The organism is Nonlabens sp. Hel1_33_55, from assembly GCF_900101765.1.
GTDB lineage: Bacteria > Bacteroidota > Bacteroidia > Flavobacteriales > Flavobacteriaceae > Nonlabens.
Window position 1 is genome coordinate 2,247,940 of the sequence record NZ_LT627735.1, and the last position, 24,959, is coordinate 2,272,898.

The 24,959-nt window shown below is 40.0% G+C and carries 26 protein-coding genes; 10 read left to right on the forward strand and 16 right to left on the reverse strand.

What is annotated here, in order from left to right:
- Positions 1–6: 6 nt before the first annotated feature.
- The 4 genes from BLO34_RS10025 to gdhA form a co-directional block, all read right to left on the reverse strand.
- The gene (locus tag BLO34_RS10025; RefSeq protein WP_231959460.1) at positions 7–2,418 is read right to left on the reverse strand and encodes a TonB-dependent receptor plug domain-containing protein; all 2,412 of its coding nucleotides are present in this window, start codon (positions 2,416–2,418) and stop codon (positions 7–9) included.
- A complete protein-coding gene (gene recO / locus BLO34_RS10030; RefSeq protein ID WP_090754964.1) occupies positions 2,415–3,137 on the reverse strand; it encodes a DNA repair protein RecO in 723 nt (240 codons plus the stop codon). Before recO ends, BLO34_RS10025 begins: the two co-directional genes overlap by 4 nt.
- Positions 3,138–5,423 carry a T9SS type A sorting domain-containing protein gene (locus BLO34_RS10035; RefSeq protein ID WP_090754966.1) on the reverse strand — a complete coding sequence of 762 codons (2,286 nt, stop codon included), beginning with the start codon at positions 5,421–5,423 and terminating at the stop codon, positions 3,138–3,140.
- A 147-nt stretch (positions 5,424–5,570) separates the two neighbouring features.
- Positions 5,571–6,914 carry an NADP-specific glutamate dehydrogenase gene (gdhA, locus tag BLO34_RS10040; RefSeq protein ID WP_090754968.1) on the reverse strand — a complete coding sequence of 448 codons (1,344 nt, stop codon included), beginning with the start codon at positions 6,912–6,914 and terminating at the stop codon, positions 5,571–5,573.
- Positions 6,915–7,133: 219 nt separating this feature from the next.
- On the opposite strand from gdhA, the gene BLO34_RS10045 reads away from it, so the two are divergent.
- Complete coding sequence (locus tag BLO34_RS10045) at positions 7,134–7,904, forward strand: THC0290_0291 family protein (RefSeq protein WP_090754970.1); 771 nt, start codon at positions 7,134–7,136, stop codon at positions 7,902–7,904.
- 83 nt (positions 7,905–7,987) lie between these two features.
- Here the strand turns inward: BLO34_RS10045 and BLO34_RS10050 are convergent, their stop codons facing one another.
- Together BLO34_RS10050 and BLO34_RS10055 are read right to left on the reverse strand one after the other, a co-directional pair.
- Positions 7,988–9,130 (reverse strand): cystathionine gamma-synthase, encoded by a 1,143-nt coding sequence (locus BLO34_RS10050; protein WP_090756599.1) that lies wholly within the window; start codon positions 9,128–9,130, stop codon positions 7,988–7,990.
- A 50-nt stretch (positions 9,131–9,180) separates the two neighbouring features.
- The gene (locus BLO34_RS10055) at positions 9,181–9,639 is read right to left on the reverse strand and encodes a DinB family protein (protein ID WP_090754972.1); all 459 of its coding nucleotides are present in this window, start codon (positions 9,637–9,639) and stop codon (positions 9,181–9,183) included.
- Positions 9,640–9,694: 55 nt separating this feature from the next.
- Between BLO34_RS10055 and BLO34_RS10060 the strand changes: the two genes are divergently transcribed.
- Together BLO34_RS10060 and BLO34_RS10065 are read left to right on the forward strand one after the other, a co-directional pair.
- A complete protein-coding gene (locus BLO34_RS10060; RefSeq protein ID WP_090754974.1) occupies positions 9,695–10,054 on the forward strand; it encodes an arsenate reductase family protein in 360 nt (119 codons plus the stop codon).
- The gene (locus BLO34_RS10065) at positions 10,047–10,964 is read left to right on the forward strand and encodes a DMT family transporter (protein ID WP_090754976.1); all 918 of its coding nucleotides are present in this window, start codon (positions 10,047–10,049) and stop codon (positions 10,962–10,964) included. Before BLO34_RS10060 ends, BLO34_RS10065 begins: the two co-directional genes overlap by 8 nt.
- Positions 10,965–11,047: 83 nt before the next feature.
- On the opposite strand, the gene BLO34_RS10070 is transcribed toward BLO34_RS10065, so the two are convergent.
- The 5 genes from BLO34_RS10070 to BLO34_RS10090 all read right to left on the reverse strand — a co-directional run bounded on the left by BLO34_RS10070 (position 11,048) and on the right by BLO34_RS10090 (position 14,478).
- Complete coding sequence (locus BLO34_RS10070) at positions 11,048–11,440, reverse strand: hypothetical protein (protein ID WP_157686764.1); 393 nt, start codon at positions 11,438–11,440, stop codon at positions 11,048–11,050.
- 121 nt (positions 11,441–11,561) lie between these two features.
- Positions 11,562–11,990 (reverse strand): hypothetical protein, encoded by a 429-nt coding sequence (locus BLO34_RS10075; protein ID WP_090754980.1) that lies wholly within the window; start codon positions 11,988–11,990, stop codon positions 11,562–11,564.
- Between the two features lie 76 nt (positions 11,991–12,066).
- Entirely contained in the window at positions 12,067–12,483 is a 417-nt protein-coding gene (locus BLO34_RS10080; protein ID WP_090754982.1) for a hypothetical protein, read from the reverse strand.
- Positions 12,484–12,504: 21 nt separating this feature from the next.
- Positions 12,505–12,984, reverse strand: coding sequence for an acyl-CoA thioesterase (locus tag BLO34_RS10085; protein ID WP_090754984.1), 480 nt, complete (start codon positions 12,982–12,984; stop codon positions 12,505–12,507).
- 105 nt (positions 12,985–13,089) lie between these two features.
- Positions 13,090–14,478 carry an MATE family efflux transporter gene (locus tag BLO34_RS10090; RefSeq protein WP_090754986.1) on the reverse strand — a complete coding sequence of 463 codons (1,389 nt, stop codon included), beginning with the start codon at positions 14,476–14,478 and terminating at the stop codon, positions 13,090–13,092.
- A gap of 106 nt (positions 14,479–14,584) precedes the next feature.
- Between BLO34_RS10090 and BLO34_RS10095 the strand changes: the two genes are divergently transcribed.
- Positions 14,585–15,331: a dienelactone hydrolase family protein gene (locus BLO34_RS10095; RefSeq protein ID WP_090754987.1), complete on the forward strand. Its 747-nt coding sequence runs from the start codon at positions 14,585–14,587 to the stop codon at positions 15,329–15,331.
- Here BLO34_RS10095 and hemH read toward each other — a convergent pair.
- The gene (hemH, locus tag BLO34_RS10100) at positions 15,328–16,362 is read right to left on the reverse strand and encodes a ferrochelatase (protein WP_090754989.1); all 1,035 of its coding nucleotides are present in this window, start codon (positions 16,360–16,362) and stop codon (positions 15,328–15,330) included. The two genes, BLO34_RS10095 and hemH, sit on opposite strands and share 4 nt — an antisense overlap.
- A gap of 348 nt (positions 16,363–16,710) precedes the next feature.
- Here hemH and BLO34_RS10105 point away from each other — a divergent pair, with 348 nt between their 5' ends.
- From BLO34_RS10105 to BLO34_RS10115, 3 genes are read left to right on the forward strand one after another with little or no spacing between them, the layout of a single operon-like run.
- On the forward strand, positions 16,711–17,064 hold the full coding sequence (locus BLO34_RS10105) for a hypothetical protein (RefSeq protein WP_090756601.1): 354 nt from the start codon (positions 16,711–16,713) through the stop codon (positions 17,062–17,064).
- Between the two features lie 15 nt (positions 17,065–17,079).
- Positions 17,080–19,446: a M28 family peptidase gene (locus tag BLO34_RS10110; RefSeq protein WP_090754991.1), complete on the forward strand. Its 2,367-nt coding sequence runs from the start codon at positions 17,080–17,082 to the stop codon at positions 19,444–19,446.
- The gene (locus tag BLO34_RS10115) at positions 19,439–20,209 is read left to right on the forward strand and encodes an NAD(P)H-binding protein (RefSeq protein WP_090754993.1); all 771 of its coding nucleotides are present in this window, start codon (positions 19,439–19,441) and stop codon (positions 20,207–20,209) included. Before BLO34_RS10110 ends, BLO34_RS10115 begins: the two co-directional genes overlap by 8 nt.
- On the opposite strand, the gene BLO34_RS10120 is transcribed toward BLO34_RS10115, so the two are convergent.
- Genes BLO34_RS10120 through BLO34_RS10135 form a run of 4 tightly spaced genes read right to left on the reverse strand, consistent with a single transcriptional unit; the run spans position 20,206 to position 22,441 of the window.
- Complete coding sequence (locus BLO34_RS10120) at positions 20,206–20,901, reverse strand: porin family protein (RefSeq protein ID WP_090754995.1); 696 nt, start codon at positions 20,899–20,901, stop codon at positions 20,206–20,208. The two genes, BLO34_RS10115 and BLO34_RS10120, sit on opposite strands and share 4 nt — an antisense overlap.
- A gap of 21 nt (positions 20,902–20,922) precedes the next feature.
- On the reverse strand, positions 20,923–21,393 hold the full coding sequence (locus tag BLO34_RS10125; protein WP_090756603.1) for a CYTH domain-containing protein: 471 nt from the start codon (positions 21,391–21,393) through the stop codon (positions 20,923–20,925).
- Positions 21,393–21,878, reverse strand: coding sequence for a ribonuclease HI (gene rnhA / locus BLO34_RS10130; RefSeq protein WP_090754997.1), 486 nt, complete (start codon positions 21,876–21,878; stop codon positions 21,393–21,395). Before rnhA ends, BLO34_RS10125 begins: the two co-directional genes overlap by 1 nt.
- Positions 21,878–22,441, reverse strand: coding sequence for a phosphoribosylglycinamide formyltransferase (locus BLO34_RS10135; protein WP_090754999.1), 564 nt, complete (start codon positions 22,439–22,441; stop codon positions 21,878–21,880). The genes rnhA and BLO34_RS10135 overlap by 1 nt, the downstream gene beginning before the upstream one ends.
- A gap of 134 nt (positions 22,442–22,575) precedes the next feature.
- Between BLO34_RS10135 and BLO34_RS10140 the strand changes: the two genes are divergently transcribed.
- The 3 genes from BLO34_RS10140 to rnc are packed head-to-tail and all read left to right on the forward strand — an operon-like array spanning position 22,576 to position 24,843.
- Complete coding sequence (locus BLO34_RS10140) at positions 22,576–22,812, forward strand: acyl carrier protein (protein ID WP_015361896.1); 237 nt, start codon at positions 22,576–22,578, stop codon at positions 22,810–22,812.
- 10 nt (positions 22,813–22,822) lie between these two features.
- On the forward strand, positions 22,823–24,070 hold the full coding sequence (gene fabF, locus BLO34_RS10145) for a beta-ketoacyl-ACP synthase II (protein WP_090755001.1): 1,248 nt from the start codon (positions 22,823–22,825) through the stop codon (positions 24,068–24,070).
- Between the two features lie 17 nt (positions 24,071–24,087).
- Positions 24,088–24,843: a ribonuclease III gene (rnc, locus tag BLO34_RS10150; protein ID WP_090755003.1), complete on the forward strand. Its 756-nt coding sequence runs from the start codon at positions 24,088–24,090 to the stop codon at positions 24,841–24,843.
- The last annotated feature ends 116 nt before the right edge of the window (positions 24,844–24,959 follow it).

Below are 24,959 nucleotides of genomic sequence, written 5' to 3' on the forward strand. Positions count from 1 at the left end.
CCAATTTTAAAATGAATAATTGAGTGCCAGTATCAAATTGCGGCCTGCAGCAGCGATACCTGAAGAATAAGTTCTATAACGCTGGTCGGTTATATTTTCAAGAGTGGCGATACCACTTAGGCTGTCTGTAAATTGATATTGAGACCTCAAGTTAATCGTATACCATGATGGAGAAAACGGATTTCCGTTTTCATCAATTGCATATAAATAGTCACGATCCTGTTGCTCTGGAGCCAGCTCATCAAAATCAAATTGGCCATTAAATAAAGTAAACGCATCCAGCTTCAACTTACCTTGATTATAAACTAAATGAGCATCACCAAATGCTGGTGCCACATGCCTTACAGCAACCTCACTGCCATCTTCTTCTTCCTGCTTCCCATCTAACCAAGTGTAATGTCCATAGAGTTTGAAACGATCAGATATTTTATAATCCAGACCTATTTCAACACCATAAACCTTAGAGGTTTCAGCATTTTGAATAGCTTGTACTTGACTCAATTCACCTTGATATACGATCATATCTTCACCATTGAGTGTAAAATCCCTAGCCACTAATGCATCGTTGAGAATAGTATAATAGCCAGCGACATCTATGGTAAGGTCGCTTGTAATTCTTTTCTTGAAACCAACTTCGGCATTATAGGAATATTCAGACTCGATATCAGGATTGGGAACAATTACTGTTTCTGGACTAGGATCAAAAATCTTCCCGATGTCATCAATATTGGGAGCTCTAAAAGCCGTACTTAAATTGGCTCGCAATTCCAGCGTTGGATCTGGTAAATACGTTGCGCCCAATCCTCCAGTAAGTGCTCCAGTATTTACTGTGGCAGTTTCAAAAGGAAAATTGAAAAAGGTATTGTCGAATGTGGCATCCAACCAAATGTGGTTGTATCTGGCTCCGGACTGAATGGTAAAGTTGGAGGCAACCTTCCATTGATAGCTTATATATGCTGCAAGCGACTGCCATGTAGAACCATCAGGATATCTCGTGGCAGCATCTTCACGCTCACCAGTTTCAATATCAAAAATACTGCCTGTGGACTTCACCTTATTGTGAACATATTCTGCGCCATAGAATAAGATATTATCCTCACGATTACGACGTTCAAAATCAATCGCCGTACTCCACGCATCTACCTGTTCATCATTCTCAAACAAATCTGGTGATTGAAAATCCCGCACATTACGGCTTTCATCAAATCGCTGGAACGCTTGTGTGATAATTACCTTATCGTACCACTTTCCATTACCACGATGTTGCGCTTTGGCATTGAGCATCAACCACTTCTGCGGCCCGTAATGCCACTCAGAATTTCTTGGGTTTCCGCTTTCGCGAAAGCGATCTAAAGCATCATAACGACTGTAATCTGAAGTTGCCGTATAAATCAAGCCTAGGTCAAACTTCCAATTCATGCTGGGTTTATAGCTGAATTTTTGAAGCAGATTGATCTGGTCAAAACCGGTAGGCACCTGTACTTCTGGATCATCATTTTGCAATACGACGTCCTCACCATTGCGTCTCGCGGCATATTGTTCTCGCAAATAATCATCAGGCCCGTGAGAACCCATTTTTAAATCGTCAAAAGAATTGATGCTTATACTGGTCGTACTTGCAAAATTGGTGGTCCCATAATTGAAATCTACGTGACCCGTTTTTTCATTATTGGCGGTTGAATAACGCAGAATGCTGTTTCCATTAAAGCTTTCACCTTCATCAGAAAATTGTGGTGATAACGTGAAAAAATTCATTACTCCACCTATCGCATCACTACCATAAACGACGCTACCAGGACCTAGAATGACCTCAGTACGCTCCACACTAAGCGGATCAATGGAAATAATATTCTGAAGATTACCTCCACGAAAAATGGCCGTGTTCATACGTACTCCATCAACAGTAAGCAGCAACCTATTTGTTGAAAAACCCCTAATCAGTGGACTGCCGCCACCTTGCTGAGATTTTTGAACATACACTTGACCGGTCTGTTGCAGTAAGTCTGCACTGGTCTGCGGATTTTGAAATAGAATTTCCTTTTTACTGGTGCTGACAATTGATTGCGGAATATCCTGTTGCCGTTGCTGGAATTTAGAAACAGAAAGCACGACTGGATTCATCGCCTCTGAATTAGGCTTTAATTTTACTATTGAACCTCCAGCAATAACTTGTTGCCTGGTGGTTTTGATTGTATTAAATGCAAAGCTTTGGAAATAAATACGCTCTGTATTACCAAACTTTTCAAGACTGGCTTTACCGTCAAAGTCAGTGATCACAGATTTTTGCTTATCCTTATTGTAGATCGCAACACTTGCTACAGGCTCACCAGAAACAGCATCCAACACTTGAATTTGTTGTGCAGTAAGAGTAAAAAAGGTTCCAAGACAAAATAAAATGAGTAAGGTAAATTTTCTCACGAATCGAAAAGCTGTTTCAGGATATCCAAAGAATTAGGTTTTTTAAATGTGTGCAGGTGGATTTTAAAATAATCCAACACTAAATTTAAAAGCGCCGTACGTTGGTTTCGGTTAATCTTAATGGTGTGGATAGCATCAATTTTTGTACCAATGAACGCCTTCATCAAAGAACTTTCCTCTTGATTTAGATGATGTGGTTGCAAGCCATTATTATCAAAACTACCATCCAACATATTTAAATACGGAAAACCAATCGTTGATTTATCGATACCAAAACCCATTAATTCGCTCATATCCAATAGCGCTTTGAGCGTAAAGTTTGCGGTATGATCTGTCTGATCAAGGTATTCAAATATGGTACTTAGGTAATCATAGAGCTGTTCGTCCGGTTGCTGTTCAGTCAGCAATTGGGATAGTACCTCACCAAAGAAAAGCGCCACGCAACTTTTTGCAATATCCACAGGTATATTGACATAAGTGAAGCTAGTGGTAGCTTCTTTAATATACTCTAGTGATCCTTTGCCTTTATGCTGTGTCTGTATCTCTAATTGCGTCAAAGGTTGGAACAAAGAAACTCGCAATTTTCCCTTACGCGACTTACGTATGCCTTTGAGCATATAACTTTGCGTACCCAACTTCTTAGTGTAGATTCTGGCAATAAGATCTGCCTCACCATATTTGATGGTAGACAGCACGATGGCTGGCGTATTAACGATCATTTAGCGTATGATCATTATTTTGGAAACTGTGGTTTCTACATTATCATCAGTAGAAATGAGCAGCATGTAAACACCAGATGAAACCCTGCTACCACTAAAATTGGTAGTATCCCATTGAACGCTTCCACCTTGAGACACGACTTCAAAAACCAAGTTCCCTTCTATATCGGTAATTTTAATACGAGCACGATCTGTCAGTCCGTCGATGGTTACATTTCCATCAAATTCTGGTTTAACAGGGTTTGGGAAAGCAAACACATTTTCTAAATCTTCAGAAGGTGGACTTGAGCGATCACCTTGGAAAGCAACAATTCCATTATTTGTAGCAAAATAAACTTGTCCTGTAGTATTGTCAATAGCGATATCATTCACCCCATTTGAAGGCAGCGGCGAATTATCCTTAGTAAATTGAAAGATTGTTTCCTGACCAGAAGGTGAGAAAAGAAATGCACCAGAACTTGCCGTCGCTATCCATTTTCTATTATTACCATCTACCTCAATATCCAAAATAGCTTCGTCCTTTAATAACTCTCTGGGAATTCCATTTTGATCCTCAATAATTATTGCTCTAGCATCGTTTGGATTTTCTGAAAGGATGCTATTGGCATTAAAGAAAACGCGTAAGCCTCTATTACTTCCTATCCACAACTGCTCGTTCTGATCTAAGGTTACCTCACTAACATAATTACCGGTAAGATTTCCTTCTTGGATCTCTTCTCTAAGATTTCCAAACCTGTTTTCATTGGGATCAAAAGCTATCACGCCGTTATCAACTGTACCAAAAATGATATTCCCTGCATTAGTGATAGCCAATTTTGTCGTGCTTGATCCATCGATAGTAGGAATGAATTCTGACACATCAAATGAGGTCCATTGTCCAGCAGGTGTCCTGCGATTGATAGGATCTTCCACCAGACTACTTAATACCCAAAGATTTCCTTGTCTATCAAACTCACTTGCAGGAATACGCACAAAATCTGGACCTGTGTAACCAGGCACATCAATCTGTGATAGAGAACTATTATCGATTCCGTATAAAGTTTCTGCGATTCCATCCACAAATTCCAATACTCCATTGTGCATACTATTCAAGTAAACCTCATCTGTAATATCTGGATTAATTGCGATACTTGAAATACTGTTGATATTCAGAACATCATCTGGAGTAAAATTGGTCCACTCATCTTCAATCAATCTGCTAACACCAAACTGCTCTAATGGAAACGGGTTATACAAAAGGCTGTAATCACCGTATCCAACCCATAATGTGTTGGGTGCGGTCGTTAGCGAAAAGGCGCGATTTCTAGTTGGACCATCTGCAACAATGAATTCTGGAGTCACAGTATTCTGTCTATTCAATCGTATCATTCCATTTTCTAAAGTACCTACATAAATACTGTTAGAATTAGAATTGCCCGCGGTAAACCTATAAGGACCTCCATCAATGTTTCTAATGTCATTCAGAAGATTTTCATTAGCATCTAAAATTTGTAAGTAACCAGCTCCTGTAACGCTTAGCTCGTTTCCTGATACAGTTGCATCCACAGTTCTGGATGGAAATCTATATCCTGTGTTTGTAAAGATGTCTCCTGTTAGTCTAAATAACGTACCACCAGTATCAATTGCAAATATTTGAGTTTCTAGTGCCGTTACCTCATCATAGGCGCCCATATTAAGTTGGTTCCAGTTTGTAAAATCGATAAGGAATGGGTCTGAAATATCTGCTCTTCTAATACCAGCATCATTTGTTGCGGCATATAAAAATCCATCAAAAATCTCAATTGATCGCACGCGTAACTGCGCACCATTTTCACCTATAAAATAAGTGTCGTTAAACTCCAACCTATCCAAATCATATATCGCAATACCAAAATCTGTTGCGATATACAAAAGCTCACCATTAGCCTTAAATTCATTAATGCGTTTACGGTCAGGATCAATAACTTGTTTATCTCTTATCGCCACTACATCTAGCACCTCGTCATCCTGAACGATTTGCAGCAAACCGTTTTCATAACCTATCACTAACTGGTCATCGCTTTCTCGATAAATTATTTGTGAGATCTCATCACCACTTAAACCGTTGACTGTTGTGATAGTGTTGAAAGTGCGAGATGCTATTTCATAGACAAACACGGCATTTTCACTAGCTGCATAGATTCGTTGATCTGTTTGCTCTATGTCAATAATTTGATTGAATGAGAAAAGCCCAGTCCACTGATTGGTGAAATCTTGAGCATTTGCCATTCCTGCTATCAATAAAAATAAAATGAGTTTGAACTTCATAAAATGATAACGCAAATTTCTCGAGTATCTGATAAAGATGCAAAAATAGGTGGAATAACGTGATATTAAAAAAGCCTCTGAATTTGATCAGAGGCTTTCGTTTTGTGACGCTTTCGCGAAAGCGAAATAATTATAATCTATATGCTACTAGACGATTCCTTGTGCAAGCATGGCATCTGCAACCTTTACAAATCCAGCAATATTGGCACCTTTCACATAGTCAGTAAATCCATCTTCATCAGTTCCATATTTTACACAAGCCTCGTGAATGTCGTTCATGATGCTGTGTAGTCTGTTGTCAACCTCTTCTGCAGTCCAGCTGTATCTCAATGAATTTTGAGACATTTCAAGTCCTGAGGTAGCCACACCACCAGCATTACTCGCCTTTCCTGGGCTAAACAAGATTTTCTTATCAAGGAAGTGCTCGATGGCCTCTGGTGTACATGGCATGTTTGCGCCTTCTCCTACACACATACATCCATTATCTAAAAGAGTTTTTGCCTCTTCACCATTGAGTTCGTTTTGAGTAGCACATGGCAATGCGATATCACATTTAATGGACCATGGTCGCTCGTCTGCATGAAATTTAGCATCTGGATATTTATCAAGATATTCTTTGATACGTCCACGTTGCTCATTTTTGATATACATAATATGAGCAAGCTTGTCTGCATCTATTCCAGCCTCGTCATAGATAAAACCATCAGAATCAGACATGGTAACTACTTTACCACCTTTCTGTATAATTTTTTCTGCAGCATACTGGGCTACATTTCCAGATCCTGAAATGACCACCGTTTTACCTTCAATGGTTTCATCCTTGGTCTTGAGCATATTCTCTGTGAAATACACATTTCCATATCCAGTAGCTTCTGGACGTATCAATGAGCCACCATAGGATCTACCTTTACCGGTAAGAATTCCAGTGAACTCATTTCTGATTTTTTTGTATTGACCAAAAAGATATCCTATCTCACGACCACCTACACCTATATCACCTGCAGGAACATCTGTATCTGGACCTATAATGCGTTGTAGTTCTGTCATAAATGACTGGCAAAAACGCATTACCTCGCGATCAGATTTTCCTTTAGGATTGAAATCAGATCCACCTTTACCACCACCCATTGGCAATGTCGTCAAACTGTTCTTGAAGGTTTGTTCAAAGGCTAAGAACTTAAGAATACTCAAGTTAACAGATGGGTGAAAACGCAATCCACCTTTATAAGGTCCTATAGCGCTATTCATTTGTATACGGTATCCACGGTTCACGTGAACCTCGTTGTTATCGTCTGTCCACGGCACTCTAAACATGGTAACGCGTTCTGGTTCTGCGATGCGTTCCAGTAATTTGTCTTCACCGTATTCTGGATTTTCTTTAATGAAAGGGATAACCACTTCTGCCACTTCTGTGACGGCCTGAATGAATTCTGGCTCGTTAGGATTCCTCTTTTCTACTAAATCGATAAAATCTTGGATGTTTTTTTCCATTATCTATAAAATAAGCGTTTCAAAAAACGTTTTTGTTAAGGCTGCAAAGATAAAATTATCCCATGCACTTAACTTTTAATTACCAATAATTTAAGGATGAGGAATAATCAAATAGTCTTGATGCCGTTAAAAGGTAGACTAAATCTGATTTTTGTGCGTTTCATCGTAGCGCTGCATGGGTATTTCGTTATATTTGGCGGTGCATCAAAGTACATTTGAATGAATAGCAGGATTGCTGGATTTTTATTTTGGATCTTTTTAGGCGCGAGTTTAAATTTATCGCAGGCGCAGCTAGGCTTCTCTCATGAAGTAGGCGTTATCACAGGTCCAGTGGCTTTTCAAAGCGACTATGGTGAACGCTATGATTTTGATACCAATAAGGGAAATGTAGGAATAGGTATAGGTATTATTCATTATATAAATTTTGCCTATCGTGCAGACTGTAACTGTTACAGTCGCGATACCTATTGGAACGACCATTTTAAAATACGCTCACAATTAGCTTATCACGTAACGACTCTCAATCATTTGAGCGAGCTGGCGGAACGTAATAGTATAGGTGGCCTTCAATTAAGGTCAATGGAAGGAAAAGCCAAGGTTCTCGAACTGGGAGCGCATCTAGAGTATTACCCTTTAAGCATACGCGATTTCCAGAATGGCGGAAGTAAATGGGCACCATATATTGGGTTAGGCTTACATTACGTAAATTATAAACCAGAAGCCGAAAGTTCTTTAGGGCCGCTAGGAAATTCAGTTACCACCTTTCCCACATTTATTGATCGTATTGATACGGATAGAGGCAGCACACTTGCTTACGTTGCAGATCTAGGAGTGCGTTATAAATTAACGCCTTTGAGTGATCTTCTAGTATCGTCTACATGGCATTATTACAATGACAATTATGTAGATGGATTGAGTCCTAACAATGTCAACAATCGTAATGATGACTGGATCTGGTGGTTCAATGTTGGTTTCATCTATTATTTATAGACAGGACTTGTAGTTTTCTTTGATAATTCCGCTTTCGCGAAAGCGAGATCAAAAACAACATTTCAACACATCAAGATACCCGATCAAATCAAGGCTTGCTCTAGGTCTGCGATCAAATCATCGATATCCTCAATACCAACCGATAAACGTATCAAGGAGTCGACGACACCTGTTTTCTCGCGCTCTTCTTTGGGAATGCTTGCGTGTGTCATGGTTGCTGGATGACCAGCGAGAGATTCCACACCGCCGAGGCTTTCTGCCAGTGTGAATACCTTTAATCTTTCCACAACATTCACGGCGCTGTCCATAGTACCCTTTTTTGTAGTGAAAGAAACCATTCCACCATAATCAGTCATTTGTTTCGTGGCTATTTGATGGCTGGGATGGTCATCAAAACCAGGCCAATAAACACGCTCAACGTTTGCATGAGATTTGAGAAAATGGGCAATGGATTTCCCATTCTCACAGTGTCGCTGCATCCTTACGTGTAAGGTCTTGACGCCTCGCAAAGCCAAGAAACAATCTTGCGGTCCAGGAACAGCGCCACTGGCATTTTGAATGAAGTATAATTTTTTAGCAAGTGATTCTTCCTTTACAACAAGCGCACCCATCACAACATCGCTGTGGCCGCCTAAGTATTTAGTAGCGCTGTGCATGACGATATCAGCGCCTAGACCGAGTGGCCTTTGTAAATAGGGAGTTGCAAAAGTGTTGTCTACCGCAAGTAAAATTTTGTGGCTCTTAGAAATCCCAGCTACAGCTTGAACATCAATGATATTCATCATTGGGTTCGTAGGCGTCTCTACCCAGATGAGCTTCGTATCCTCATTGATATATTGCTCAATTTTTGCAGCTTCACTCATATCTATGAACCGAAACTTGATTCCAAAATCCTCGTAGATTTTTGTGAATAGCCGGTATGAGCCGCCATATAAATCACTGGTACAAACAACCTCATCACCAGGTTTTAATAATTTGAGTACCGCATCAATAGCTGCAAGTCCAGAACCGAAAGCGAGTCCGTAAGTACCATTTTCCAAGCTAGCGATGGATTTTTCAAAGGCAGCTCTTGTTGGGTTACCGCTACGGGAATATTCAAATTCTGGATGGTTTCCTATTTTATCCTGTTTAAAGGTACTGGTCTGATAAATAGGTGGCATAACGCTATTGTATGCTGGATCAATATTCTCTTGACCACCATGAATCGCCTTTGTGTTGAATTTCATTTTCTTGTTGTCCATAAAATAAATCTGAATCTAAGGTGTACTATTGCTATTTACAGGACTGCTTTTCTCAATGCCATCGAATATCCCAAATGGATACCTTCATGAATATTAACCAAGCTTATGGAGTCTTCTATCGAGGTAAGCTCATAACCTGTACTTGTGGTGTATTCCTTGAAATCGGTAAAGCTTCCAGATTCATAATCTTTAGATGCCGTTTCAATCATGGGCAATAATTGATTTTTAAAATCTGAGATTTCTTTATCACTTAGATCTCGCTCTGGTCTGGTTCCATGTTTGTACTGTAAAATGGTTTCCTTAGATAGCAATTGCTCCTTACCAGCCAGCCCATACATAAGACCTTGCTGAGTCACCATGCAGTGAATGATATTCCAAATGATGTTATTTGAAAAGCCATCAGGTATTTTGTTGAGCTGCTCCGTACTCAAATTCTCGATGAGAGATATAAAATGTTTACGCGTGGTAATAAGGTGTTCAAATCGTTGATCCATGGGATTCGTTTTTATAAAGGTATCATTTAAGGATGTGCTGTCGTAATTTTGCGATATGGAAAATCTATTTATCTATCTGGACAGTTGCAATACGTGCCAGCGTATTTTAAAAGAACTGGAATTACCAGAATCTGTCAAGCTTCAAAATACTAAGGAAGATCCTGTAACTATCAAGCAGATTGAATATTTGAAAGAGCAAAGCGGTTCCTATGAATCACTTTTCAATCGACGCGCCCAGCTGTATCGCGGTCGCAATCTGCATGAAAAAGATCTCAATGAGGATGATTACAAAGAATTGTTGCTGGATCATTATACCTTTCTAAAGCGACCAATTTTAATTTACAAGGATCAAGCCTATATAGGTAATTCAAAAAAGGTGGTTGCCGCTGCTAAAAGTGCGCTAGCAAATGACTAAGCGGCAAGTAGCGCTCATCTGTGCTACATTTGTCGCCTTATTTTATGCGATCAACTTCTCGTCTGCAAAAGAAGTAACACCAGAACATATAGGGCCATTCGGTTTGACCTGGTATCGCGTGGTGTTTACCTGTGCTATATTTTGGATTATTTCAATATTTGCTGGCCCTAAAGAAAAAGTACCTTTCAAAGAATTACCGCTCATAGCGCTGGCAGCTTTTTGTGGTGTGGGCTTCAATATGATCACCTTTATGTGGGGTTTGTCACTAACAACTCCAATTACAGCATCTGTTTTAATGGTTACCACACCGATTATAGTAGCCGTTTTGAGCGCTATATTTCTCAAAGAACGTCTCCATTTTTGGAAGGTCTTAGGTATAGGTCTTGGTTTTAGCGGAGCCGCATTTTTAATATTACTTTCCTCAAATCCCAATCAGGTAGGTGCAGATCCTTTGATGGGAAATATCTTGATTTTCTTAAACGCGTTGTCCTATTCGTTTTACATATTGTTAGCTAAAAAGCTAACGGCAAAATACCATGTTTTCACTTTAATGAAGTGGCTCTATTTTTTTGGAGTACTATTCATAACACCATTTGGCATACAACAAGGACTAGGTTTTGATGTGGCAAACGCCTCCAGTCACGTCATTCTCAATATTGCTTATGTTGTTATTTTTGCGACGTTCGGGACCTATATGCTCAACATCATCGCAATACGAACACTTAAACCTAGCGTTGTTGCTGTATTTGTTTATCTGCAACCTTTGCTGGCCGCATTGATCGCCGTTGGTTTGGGCACTGACCAAATGACTTGGGTTAAAGCTGGCGCAGGAATGGTGATATTTTTGGGAGTTTATCTAGCTGGGAAAAAGTCAAAAAAAGAACTAGCTAGAATAGAGTCTTCTAAGTAAAAGGTATTTCGCGATTTGGCTTTTATCTCAAAATTAAGCACATATGAAAGAAAAATGGGTTCTGAATGTTGAGGATCTCTAGATCACAACATCAACTTTGCTTGAGTCATAGCAGTCCACTTGACAGCTTCTTCAAGAGTATTTACAGATTTAAAATTGATAGGTACAAATCTTGATTCCAATAAGGCCGTTCTCAATCCACTTTTAGAATCATCTACAACGCAGTAACCGCAAAGGTATTTAAGAGCAAGGTGTCTTAATCGTATCCACTCTACAGGTTTGACAGAATATTTTTCAGTACGATTTGCGATCCATACTCGTTTTTTGACCACATCGTGCTCTTCATAATATTCCAAGGCTTTTTCCAGGACTTGATAAACCTCTTCTGCACCGCCCACGACTCCTTTATTGAGTTCAGAAACGAAAGAGTCTTCCAGTAAAAAGATATTACCAAAATCAAACTCAAGCTTTTTCAAAATAAGAGGCCGAAATGAGGAGTTTTCTATGGAGGTCATGGATAATATGAGATAAGGAAGGTCACCTACCAGAATAATTTAAAAATAGTTATTTAATAGGTTATTCAACTTTTGACAACAACTATGCCCCATTATTATTTAGTTCTTTATTCCAATCAAATGCCTCATCTAGACTTTTGACATTTTTAAAGTTTACAGGAACAAATTTTGATTCCAATAAAGCATTTACCAATCCTGATGGTGTGTCGTCAACTACACAAAATCCAGTAAAATATTCTAGCGCAACCGCTCTTAATTGTATCCATCCTATGAGTTTAGTAGAATAGATTTCTGTCTTGTTTGCTATCCAAAGACGTTTTTTAATCACATGATTGACTTCATAGAAATTCAACACTTCTTCCAAAGCAATTAGTGCTTTATCTGTATCTAAAACTTCTCCACGATAAAGCTCTGATAAAATGATATCCTCTAAAAGATATACCACACCAAAATCAAATACCAGCTTCTCTAATATCAGATCCTTGTAAACAGAATGCTCTATCGAAATCATAATATAAATGTAACAAATGATAAGTAAACTATAGAAAAAACAATTTCTATTTTTTTTACCTATGATAGATCGAACATTATGATTTAGAGCTCTCTGCCCATGAAATAGCATCTTCTAGCGTAGTAACTGATTTGAAACCAATTGGGACAAATTTTGATTCTAAAATGGCGCTCATAAGCCCATGTTTTGAATCATCCACTACGCAATAACCGTATAGATACTTGCGCAAATGTCCAAACTTAAGCCAGCCTGTAGGCTTGACAGAATACTTATTGATACAGTTAGCGATGTAGAGTTTTTTATGGTTCATTTCCATTTTCTCGTAATACGCCACGGCTTCATCCACCACTTGACTAGCTTCTTCCACACCAAAAACCCGATCCTCAAAAACTTCTGACACGATAAAATCCTTGCACAAATAAAACTCTCCAAAGTGAAAGTCGAGCTTCTTTAAAATCTTATTGCGATATAGGGAATCAGCGATGGAGATCATGAAATACTATTTACGAGATAATTACGAATTAAGATTTTCTGGTCTCTGACCATGCGATCTGGTCTCGCTCAAATGAATCTCCTTAAAATCGTCAGACTTAGGTAAATCCTCAATCATCTTGTAAAGATCCTCATGCAAGGCAGTTATGCGTCGTTCCTTTAGGTTCATCCAGGCGCCGGTCATCACACCTCGTGCAAGATTCCTACCTTCATGATCATAAAAATTATGTCTAAAACTAAATAGGCTACCATCATCGCTCGTACCGGTTAATTCACAGCTAACGGTAATGGGATGACCTTGATGAATCTCTTTGAAATAGTAAATATTCTCATTGAAAATTACAGGTCCAGTTTGATATTCCTGCATCTGCTCCTGGCCAAAACCGTTTTCTATCAAATACGCCATACGCGTGTGGCTCATAAAATTCTGGTAGGCACTGTTTGCCATGTGACGGTTGGCATCCAGATCACTCCATCGCACGTCAAATTTTTTAGTATACATAAAAATAAATAATAGCGCAATTTAGAGAAGCAGATTCTATGAAGCCGTTACTTTTAAATAAGCTTATGATAATTACGCTTTCGCGAAAGCGAACTAACATCCATCTTAAACCTCTTGATTAGGCATATCCTTTTCAGGAGCATCGTACAATTTTTGCATGGCCTTCCATAAGAAATAGGCAGTCACGATCGTACTGGAAACATCTGCAATGGGAAAGCTGATCCAGACGCCATCGATTCCATAAAAATGACTAAGCACCAACAATAGCGGTATCAAAATGATTCCTGTGCGCAGTGTAGTTAACAGCAACGCTGGCAATGCTCTACCTATGGCCTGATAATATGCAGCACCTATGAGTTGAATCGCGATAATGGGAACTGCAAAGAACACGATGCGTATGGCAACAGCGGTCTGGTCAATGACAGCCTGGTTATCGATAAATACATCTGCGATTTCGCTGGCGAAAACATACAATAAAACGAAAATGACAACCCCAAGTATGCACGCATATTTGATAGATGTAAAGATAACTTCACGCACGCGTTTCCATTGTTGAGCGCCATAATTGTAACCCGCAATAGGCAAGAAACCTTGTGTGATACCTAAAACTGGAAAGATCGCAAACATCATCAATCGACCAATAATACCAAAAGCAGATACACTATCCTCACCGCCCAATTCAAATAGAATATTATTCAGTATTAGATACAAAACACTGGTGGTGGCTTGTCTACCTAAGGTCACAAATCCCAGACTTCCTATTTCCTTTAAGATTATCCAATCCGGCAATAATTGCTTTAGTGAAGGCATCAACTCACTGCGTCCAGATAGAAAGAACCATGCGATATACAGGAAACACAAGCCATAACTAATGGTCGTCGCCCATGCGGCACCTTCCATTCCCATGTCCATCTGATTGATCAAAATGTAATCCAATACCAAGTTTCCTACGGACGGAATCAACATCGCGATCATGGCATGTTTGGGAGAACCTTCGGCTCTTATCACGTTGTTTCCCATCATACATAGCGCTAGAATGGGAACACCATAGAGGACGATGCGGTAATAGATTTTGGCTGGTTCAAAAATGTCTCCTTTCCCACCAAAAGCTGGAACCAATTCATTGATAAAGATCAATCCTAAAATCACCATGACAACGGTGATCATAACAGTCAACGATAGCTGATTCCCAAACGTTCGCTTAGCTTTAGCATGATCGTTTGCGCCTAGCGCTCTAGAGATAATACTTGCGCCACCTATTCCTATCGCCATACCTAGAGCAGCGATAAAAAAAGAAACAGGCAATACCACATTGATCGCAGCAATGGCAACTGCTCCTATCCAGTTACCCACAAAAATGGTGTCTACTAAGATATTGAGTGACATCACTAGGATGCCTATCGATGCTGGAACGGCTTGTTTAATCAATAAACTGGGAATGGATTCTGTTCCCAGCAGCGCGCTTTTTTCTCTAGAAAGATTTTGTTTTGCCAACGCCTGATGCTTTCCACAAATCTAATTACAAATACTACAGCAAATAAGGATTAACGCTTCTTTAAAAAGAGTGCTTTTCAAAAATCAATACCTTGAAAATAAAAACATGAAAAATAAAAGCGAGCTACAGGGAATTCAACTTACCTATGAATATAATGACAAGGAATATGTAGGCTATCTATCGTTACCTGACGATCCTGTAGCGCCAAAACCTGGTATTATGTTGTGCCCAGAATTCTGGGGAATGACAGATTATATCAAATGGCGGGCAGATGAATATGCAGCCCTAGGATATGCGGCATTAGTAGTTGATTTCTACGGAGATGGAATGGTTGCAAAAAATGCAGAACAAGCCACAAACCTATCAGGTAATGTAAAAGATAAACCTCAACACGCCGTTGGTGTTTTTCAGGCAGCGATGGATGCTTTTCATAGAGAATCCATAGTCGATGCAGCAAATACTGCTGCCGTAGGCTATTGTTTTGGAGGTGCGCTGGCACTAAGTATGGCAAATGCAGGATTACCGCTCAAAGCAGTAATGGCATTTCATTCCCAAGTGGAACTTCCCATCATGCCCAATGAAAAATGTACCGCCAAAATCGTGGTAGCAAATGGCGATGAAGATCCATTTGTATCAAAAGAGAGTATTGAGACGTGGACTAATGCTATGGATGCGATAGATGTGAGCTATGAATACGTTACTTATCCTGGAGTAAAACACGCCTACACCAATAAAAACGCAAATGCCAAAGCAGAAAAGTATGACCTGCCTCTAGATTATGATGCAGAAGCAGACAAAGATTCCTGGAACCGAGTTCAAGATTTATTAGCCGAGGTTTTTTCTAAGAATTAAACCGCAGCCATCTCGCTCATTGCCCATTCATCGATCCAGCGGCTTAGGACTTTTACCCAATCCTCGCGTGTGTTCAAACATGGAATAACGTGGAATTCCTTACCGCCTACTTCATGAAAGATTTCCTCGCCTTCCATAGCGATTTCTTCCAGGGTTTCAAGGCAATCACTTACAAAGGCTGGCGTTACAATCGCCAGCTTTTTAGTACCGCCTAGTCCCATACGCTCGATGGTACGGTCTGTGTAAGGCGTTAACCAAGGATCAAAACCTAATCTAGATTGAAACGAGGTAGAAAAAGTACCATCTTCCATTTCTAGATATTCACCTACTAATCTTGTGACTTCTTTGCACTGGTGGCTGTAACAAAATTGATGTGCTGGTGATGGCGTGGCACAACATTTACCGTCCATTTTACAGTGGCCGTTGGTAATATCACTCTTTCTAATATGTCTTTTGGGAACGCCGTGATAGGAAAACAGCAAGTGCTCATAATCCTTTCCTTCCAGCGATTCTTTGATAGATTCTGACAAAACTCGTATGTAGTCGGGATGATTGTAAAATGGTGGCATCTGAGTGAAACTCATGTGCGGGAATTTCTCTTGGCGCAACTCATCTGCTTTCACGACGATAGTTTCAGTAGTAGCCATGGCAAATTGAGGATATAACGGCACCAGCAAAACCTCGGTCACACCTTTATCGCTCAATTCCTGCATGCCTTTTTCAATGGTCATGCTTCCGTAACGCATCGCCAGCGCAATTGGCACACTGGTGAATTCATCAATCTTCTCCTGCAATCGTTCTGATAAGACGATAAGTGGGCTTCCTTCATCCCACCAGATTTTTTGATAGGCTTCTGCACTTTTTTTGGGTCTTGTATTGAGAACAATTCCTTTAACTAATATCGCTCTCAATATATAAGGCAGATCAATCACACGCTCATCCATCAGGAATTCATCCAGATAGGTTTTTACATCTTTGGGCTGTGGCGTTTCTGGCGATCCTAGATTGACGAGAAGAACTCCTTTTTTCATTGAGAAATATTTGTGCAAAAATAACGGTTTTATAGTCGACGATTTTTGGGATTCATTACCTTGAAACTATACAGATATTGGTTGTTGTTATCGCTTTCGCGAAAGCGGAATCTAAATTCTCATAATCACAGTCTAAGTCTCTGATTGTATTTTCAAACTGAAAATCAAATTCAATTCAATTTTTATAAAAAGAGATTTGGAGAGAATTTCTACAGTATAAATCTATAACCCCAAATCTGATTTTGTCAGAATTATTTTTCTTGGAATTTGGAACTTGAGATTTGGGTTTTGAGCGTCAGCGCCTATCCATTTACAAATAGTTACCTACTTTTAGCAAAACACAAAGCAATGGCCGTAAGGAAATGTCCAGAATGTGGTGATGAGGTACGCGGTCGTGCTGACAAGCGCTTTTGCAGCGACTACTGCCGTAATTTGGCCAACAATAAGCTCAACCGTGATAGCAGCGCGTTGATGCGCAACATCAATAACAGGTTGAGGAAAAACTGGCGGGTTCTCAATGGCTTGAATCCTTCTGGAAAAACGAAAATCACGCGCAACAAACTCCTTTCCAAAGGCTTTGATTTCAATTTCTTTACCAGCATTTACACTACCAAAAAAGGTGCGGTCTACTACTTTATCTACGACCAAGGCTACCTGCCTATGGATGATGATAATTACCTGATTGTTAAGCGAGACACCTAAAACCTACCTGATACTATGAGAGCTAAATCCCATGTGACTTCTGCTTTTTCCTTTTTGATATTAATAGCCATGATCTGGTACGCGTTTGAAAGCCAGACGCCCAGCAGCAGTGTCAAGAATAACCTGCCTGAAAATGAATGGTCCACAGCGAGAGCCTTAACTCACGTGAGAGAGCTTTCCAAAGAACCACATTATGTAGGTAGCCCAACTCATGAAACCAACCGAATCTACATCAAACGTGAGCTTGAAAAAATGGGCCTCAAAGTAGAAATCCAGACAGGTTTCACCATAGATGAGTATGGCAACCTGGCACGACCCAGCAATATCATTTCCCGCATTCCAGGTACTGGAAACACAGGTAATGCTATTGCTCTAATGACGCACTATGATAGTGATCCGCATAGCTCGTTGGGTGCTAGTGATGCGGCATCTGGAGTGGCAACTATATTAGAAGGAGTTCGCGCATACCTAACCGATAATAAGCCTGTCAACGATATCATCATCCTTATCACAGATGCAGAGGAAATAGGCCTAAACGGCGCCGATTATTTTGTCAACAATCATCGCTATACAGACGATATCAAAATGATTCTCAATTTTGAATCTCGCGGTAGTGGTGGTCCTAGTTATATGCTGGTAGAAACCAATGGCGGCAACCGGGAGATTATAAATGCTTTCAAAGAGGCAGATGTTGATTATCCAGTAGCCAACTCGCTCGCTTACAGCATCTACAAAAAACTGCCTAATGACACAGATCTTACTGTGATGCGTGAAGATGGCGATATCAACGGTCTCAACTTTGCATTCATAGGCGATCATATTGATTACCATACTCAACTGGATAATTACGAAAATCTGGACCGTAATACACTTGCCCATCAAGGCAGTTATTTGATGCCATTACTAAGTTATTTCGCAAGCACAGATTTATCAGACGGTTATAAAACAGAAGTAGGTACAGACGATATTTATTTCCCTTTACCTATTCTTGGAATGGTCAGTTATCCTTTTAGTTGGATGTCGATCCTAATCATTGTTAGTGGCATCGTTTTACTTGCTCTGATTATTTATGGGTTTGTAAAAAAACGCATTTCGGTAGGGCAAATGTTACTAGGATTTGTACCATTTCTGGGCAGTTTGGCACTAGCTTATTTGGTTCCTACGTTTACTTGGCAGACACTTAGAACGCTCCCATTTTATTTGGAACAACCCAATGTTTTTCCAGCCACCGGCTATTTATGGATTGCAGCTGCTGCCTTTTTCGGCATAGCCGTGGCTTTTTTACTCTATCATTTATTTTATAAAAAGACCCGAGTTGCGAGTCATAGCGTGGCACCGTTGATTCTGCTATGGATCATTTGTTTGATCGTTGCTTTTCCCGTGGGAGATTCTGGATTGATTCCCGCGGCCTACCTTCCAGGTGCAGGATTTTTCATCGTTCCGTTAATTTCTGGCTTGTTTTTATTGTGGCTCAACATCTATCAAAAACGTCCCAGCTACATCATCATGCTGCTCCTCGCCATTCCCGTTATCTTTATTTTTGTCCCTTTTATTGCGGCCTTTCCGGTTGCTCTAGGAATGAATATTCTTTTTGTAGCAGCAGTATTGACCGTGCTTGTCTTTGGGTTGCTTGTACCTATTTTGGGACATTATCGCAAGAAGAATGTGCTGGCATTCCTGTCTTTCATTCTGTGCGGAGTTTTTGTTGTTCTCGCTTTCACGAAAGCGGAATTCTCTACAACATCACCACAAAAAACGAGCTTAGTCTATCTATTTGATGCCGATTCACAAACGGCACAATGGGCAACCTACGACAACAATTTAAGCGACTGGACCAAACAAAAACTAGGCGACAAACCACAAACCGCCGATGAGGTCAACGAGAATACAGTGGACTCAAAATATAACGGCAGGTTTACCTATGTCAACAGAGCTCAACCAGTAAATCTACCAGAAATAGAAAACCAGATCACGGCAGATTCCACCGTTAACGGTTTGAGGACGATTAAGTTATTGATACGCAGCGATAGAAAAGTGGAGCGTTGGGAAGTATTTCGCGATCCAAAATTCCAATTTACCAACGCCATAGTCAATGGTGTTGAAGTTCCCAAAGATGAAAATGGAGTGCCGTTCTCAAACCGTCGCAACAGTAGGATCATATCTTATTATGTATCTAATAAATCTCCATTGGTCATGGAACTTACTTTTGACGCCTCACAATCTCCAGAATTTGATGTCTATGCAGCAAGTTTTGATCTTTTGGAACAACCGGCATTTGGAGTATCGGCTAGACCAGAAAATGCGATGCCTATGCCATTTGTATTGAATGACGCTGTTGTAGTTCAAAAACATATCACCACAAACCCAACATTTAATGAGTAATACCATAGGCATTATGGGCTGCGGCTGGTTGGGAAAACCACTCGCCGTCCAGCTTTTAAAACACGGATTCAATATCAAGGGCACCACGACCCAGATCTCTAAACTAAATGAACTGCGCAAAGCTGGAATCGATCCATATGTGGTTGAACTGCAAGAGAACTTTATCGATGGCGGTATTGAGGAGTTTTTGGAAGGGCTTAATATGTTAGTGCTGAACATACCGCCAGGGTTGAGGTCAAATCCGCAAAGTGATTATGAGGGTCGTATTAAGTTATTGATGAGAAATGTAGAAGCACATTCCAATATTGAGCAGCTTATCTACATCTCAACCACATCAGTTTTTGAAGATACCGGCGACATCCCAACCTATACAGAAAACGACCTGCCTAACGCAACAGATACTAAAGGCAAAAAACTCATCGCTGCAGAAGAGGCTATTAAAAATGCTAACGCAAAAACTACCATAATACGTCCCGGAGGATTGATAGGCATCGATCGTCATCCTGTAAAATATCTCGCTGGAAAGAAAGATTTATCAAATCCCGATGCTCCCGTAAATCTCACAAGTCGAGACTATTTGATTGAAACTATATCTGGTGTGATTGCAGGACATATTGACAAGCCTATAATCCATGCGATAAGCGAGCCGCATAAATCACGTAAAACCTATTACGTTCAAAAAGCCAGAGAAATGGATCTTGAGCTGCCTAAATTTGAAAGCGGGAATTCTGTTGGGAAGAGGATTGTTTCGACCATTATTTAAAGCTGATAGCCTAAAGTTGCTGTTAAAACAGAATGTCTAAAGTTATCAAATGAGAATGTACGTCCAGCATCCTGCGGGAACTGTTCGTCCTTAAATATGTCATATAAACCAACTTCATACTGAGCTTTAATGAAGAAGTTGCTATATAAAAAAGCTTTAGCCCCTAAGGTTATGGATAAGTACGATTTTTGAATGTTCTCTGGTTCAAGTTCAAAATTTTGACCTGTCGTACCAAAAGCATCCTCAACCAATTCATATTTCTCTGAATTATCAATTAAAAACCCAACTTGCGGACCTAGAAATATAGAATAGTTAGGAATAACCTCATATTCTACTAATAGAGGAACCACTAAATAGTCAAGCTGTAAAGTTGCTTCATAATCTATATTGGGACCGTCTGCAGGATTAGGAAAAGACCCATTTCTTTTAGCTCCTAGCTGAGAATAGGATAGACCGGTTGTAAAACTAAATTTTGGATTTGAAAATTTGAAGGAAGCAAGAAGTGCCGCATTCATTCCAATTCTATTTTGAAAGTCTTGGCCTTCGGTAAGATTTGCTAGGTTGATTCCCGCTTGAACTGAAAAATTAGTTGTTTGTTCAGTCGTCCTATAGTCATATGGCAGTGATTGTTCTTGAGCAGCCACGAGGGTTATACTCGTTAAAAACAATAAGGATACCAGTAAATTTTTCATAATAGCGTTGATTAGTTTTAACTAGATGCTCCAAGCTGCAAAAGGTTGCGTGGATAAGTATGAATTATAATACCTTACATCACCAGTAACTTCATCACCTAGCCATTCTGGCTTCTCAAAAGCTTCATCTTCAGACTTTAGCTCAACCTCTGCGATGATGAGACCTTTGTTTTCGCCTTCAAAAATGTCTACTTCAAAAGTGTGATCACCTGAGGCAATTTCATATCGGGTTTTCTCAATAACACCAGGAAGACACAACTTAAGAAGTTCTTCAGCTTCTTTAACATCAATTTCTTTTTCCCATTCAAATCGGCTTAAACCTGATTCGTTAGACATTCCTTTTATAGTTATAAACGCCAGGTCGCCTTTGATGCGAACTCGTACATTACGCTTTGGGTCGTTGCTCAAATAGCCCTGAACGATTTTAAAGCCATTCATATCCTCAAGGAATTCTGTATTCTTGATTAAGAATTTGCGTTCTATTTCTTGCATCATTTTTTAAATAAATCCTTTTCACCAGCTTCATAACCTTCATCAACTAAATGATTTTCTTTATTCTTTGCAGCATATACCGCGAGCTGGTCACAACGCTCATTTTGAGGATGATCATTGTGGCCTTTGATCCAGACAAATCTAGCTGGTGCTTTATTAAAAGCTTTTATAAAACGTTTCCATAGATCAACGTTCTTAACATTTTTCCATTTGCGACGTATCCAGCCGTCAATCCATTTTTTATTGACCGCATCACTTACATATTTACTGTCGGTAAAAACAGTGATAGGAATTTCTGGTTTCTTTATTTTCTCTAGTGCAACAATGACTGCGAGTAATTCCATACGGTTATTGGTCGTTTTGCGGTAACCTTGGGCAAACTCCTTTTTGAAATTTTTGCCTACCTGTTCCATCACAATCCCATAACCTCCAGGTCCTGGATTGCCTCGTGAGCTGCCGTCCGTATATATATGCACTTGATCCATCAGCTTAAAAGACTTTCTATGATTTTAGGGAAATGCTCGTGCTCTAACTGCAATACTTTGCGGGCTACGTCTTCTGCAGTATCAGTAGTATTCAGCTTGCGACTGACTTGGTGGATGACACCACCTTCATCATAATTTTCATTCACGTAGTGGATGGTAATGCCGCTTTCTTGCTCTCCATTTTCCACCACGGCTTTATGAACATTCATACCGTACATTCCTTTACCTCCATATTTAGGTAATAATGCGGGATGGATATTGATGATCTTGTTTGGGAAATCTGCGATCAAGAAATCTGGAAACTTCCATAAAAATCCAGCGAGGACGATCAGGTCTGGATCTATACTTTTAAGGAGATGATGAATGGAGTTCGCTTTCGCGAAAGCGTACTTGTTAAAACTCATCCCAGCAACACCAGCTTTCTTTACACGTTCCAACACTCCTGCATTAGCGTTATTTGTTAAAATCAACACTACAGAAATATTTACGGAATCCTCAAAATAATCAAGGATTGCTTGAGCATTACTGCCACCACCACTTGCAAAAATCACTATTTTCTTCATAAATCAAATATAACCATGCACTATCCACGACTTGTCATAAACCCCAAAATCATCTTCACATAAATTTAATAAATGCGGTTTTGTCGCAAAGTTTGTTATTTTTGCCATTCATTAAAAATTAAAACAAGATTATTATGTCTGACATTGCATCAAGAGTAAAAGCGATTATCGTTGACAAACTAGGCGTTGACGAGAATGAGGTGGTAACTGAAGCGAGCTTCACAAATGACCTGGGCGCTGACTCACTTGACACCGTTGAGCTAATCATGGAATTTGAAAAGGAATTTGATATTCAAATCCCAGATGATCAAGCAGAAAACATCGCTACTGTAGGTCAAGCTGTTTCCTATATAGAAGAAGCAAAAGCTTAAACAAGAGTACATGGAATTAAAGCGAGTTGTCATTACAGGAATGGGCGCCCTAACACCTATAGGTAATAACCTAGAGGAGTACTGGGAAGCATTGAAAGCAGGAAAGAGCGGCTGTGCCGATATTACCTATTTTGATACGGAACATTTCAAGACAAAATTCGCTTGTGAACTCAAAGACTTCAAAGTCGAAGATTTCATAGACCGTAAGGAAGCTAGACGCATGGACCGGTTTGCACAGTACGCTGTGGTTGCTGGTGACGAGGCGATAGCTGACTCCGGACTTGATACCGACTCTATTGATAAGAATAGAGTCGGTGTTATCTGGGGCGCCGGTATAGGCGGCCTGGAAACTTTTCAGGAAGAGGTTAAGGCGTTTGCCAACGGTAACGGTACGCCGCGATTCAACCCTTTCTTTATACCTAAAATGATTGCAGACATCGCGCCGGCTCATATTTCCATCAAGTATGGTTTTATGGGACCTAACTATACGACGGTTTCTGCCTGTGCATCGAGTGCAAATGCGATGCTCGACGCCATGAATTATATACGCTTGGGACACTGTGATGTTATTGTCACTGGTGGTTCTGAAGCTGCGGTAACTCAAGCTGGAATGGGTGGTTTCAACGCCATGCATGCGCTTTCTACCCGCAACGAGAGTCCAGAAACTGCAAGTAGACCTTTTGACGCAACCAGAGACGGTTTTGTTCTAGGTGAAGGTGCAGGAGCGCTGGTTCTTGAAAGTTATGAATACGCAAAAGCTCGCGGAGCAAGAATCTATGCCGAAGTTATAGGCGGTGGATTCTCCAGCGATGCATACCACATTACCGCTCCAGATCCAGAAGGAAAAGGAGTCATTGCAGTAATGAAAAACACATTGGAGAATTCTGGAATCAATCCCGAAGATGTAGATCACATCAATACTCACGGTACCTCAACACCACTGGGTGATGTTGCAGAACTTAAAGCGATTAAAGCCGTTTTTGGTGATCACGCTCCCAACATTAGTATCAACTCCACAAAATCCATGACCGGTCACCTTTTAGGTGCTGCCGGCGCCATTGAATCTATTGCTAGTGTAATGGCTATTAATCATGGAATAGTACCACCAACCATCAACCACTCCACAGTAGACGAAAACATTGACCCTAGTTTGCATCTTGTTTTAAACAATGCAGAAAAACGTGAGGTCAAAGTTGCTTTGAGCAACACCTTCGGTTTTGGAGGTCACAACTGCTGTATAGCCTTTAGAAAAATCTAGATTCTGAAAATGATCAGATGAATAGAATCAAAAGCCTTTTCTCCTCTCGCAAGCCATCATCGTTAGAAGTAGATTCAGAGGTATTGCTTAAAGGCATGAAAGCGATTACTGGGCTTACTCCCAAGAATATCAACATTTATCACACGGCATTTACACACAAGTCCATGGGACTTAAATGTGAAGATGGCAATGTAATTAGTTATGAGCGCCTAGAATTTTTAGGCGATGCCATTCTAGGAGCCATCATTGCGGAATATATCTACAATGAAGTACCCAGCGGCGATGAAGGATATTTGACTAAGATGCGTTCAAAAATTGTTAGTCGGGAACACCTTAATGAGTTGGGTCAAGATTTTGGACTGCTCAACTTTGCTAAAACTCAAGTGCCGCCTCAACATTTTGGTAATAATATCTACGGGAATCTTTTTGAAGCACTAGTTGGAGCTGTATATCTCGATAGAGGTTATTCAGCTTGTAAAAAATTCATTTGTAGCAAAGTCGTTGAGCCTTACGTGGACATTCAAAAACTGGAAGGAAAAGTTATTTCCTATAAGAGTTTATTGATCGAGTGGTGTCAAAAAAACAAGAAGGTCTTTGATTTTGATGTTTATGAGGACACTGGTTTCAATGAGGTGAGACATTTTGCTGTGAAGTTTTCCATTGATAAAAAGGTAATTGCAAAAGCTCGTGCTACATCAAAGAAAAAGGCAGAGGAGAAAGCGAGTAAACGTGCGTTTTTTGCATTGCAGGATAAAATTTCTTCAAAAGCGTAATCTATAGTTGTGTTTAGGATGGTCGTTTATTTCGCTTTCGCGAAAGCGAAAACCTTATAAATCAGTACTTAATTATCAACGATAACGTTTGCGTAAATAAACTTGTAGCCTTCAAA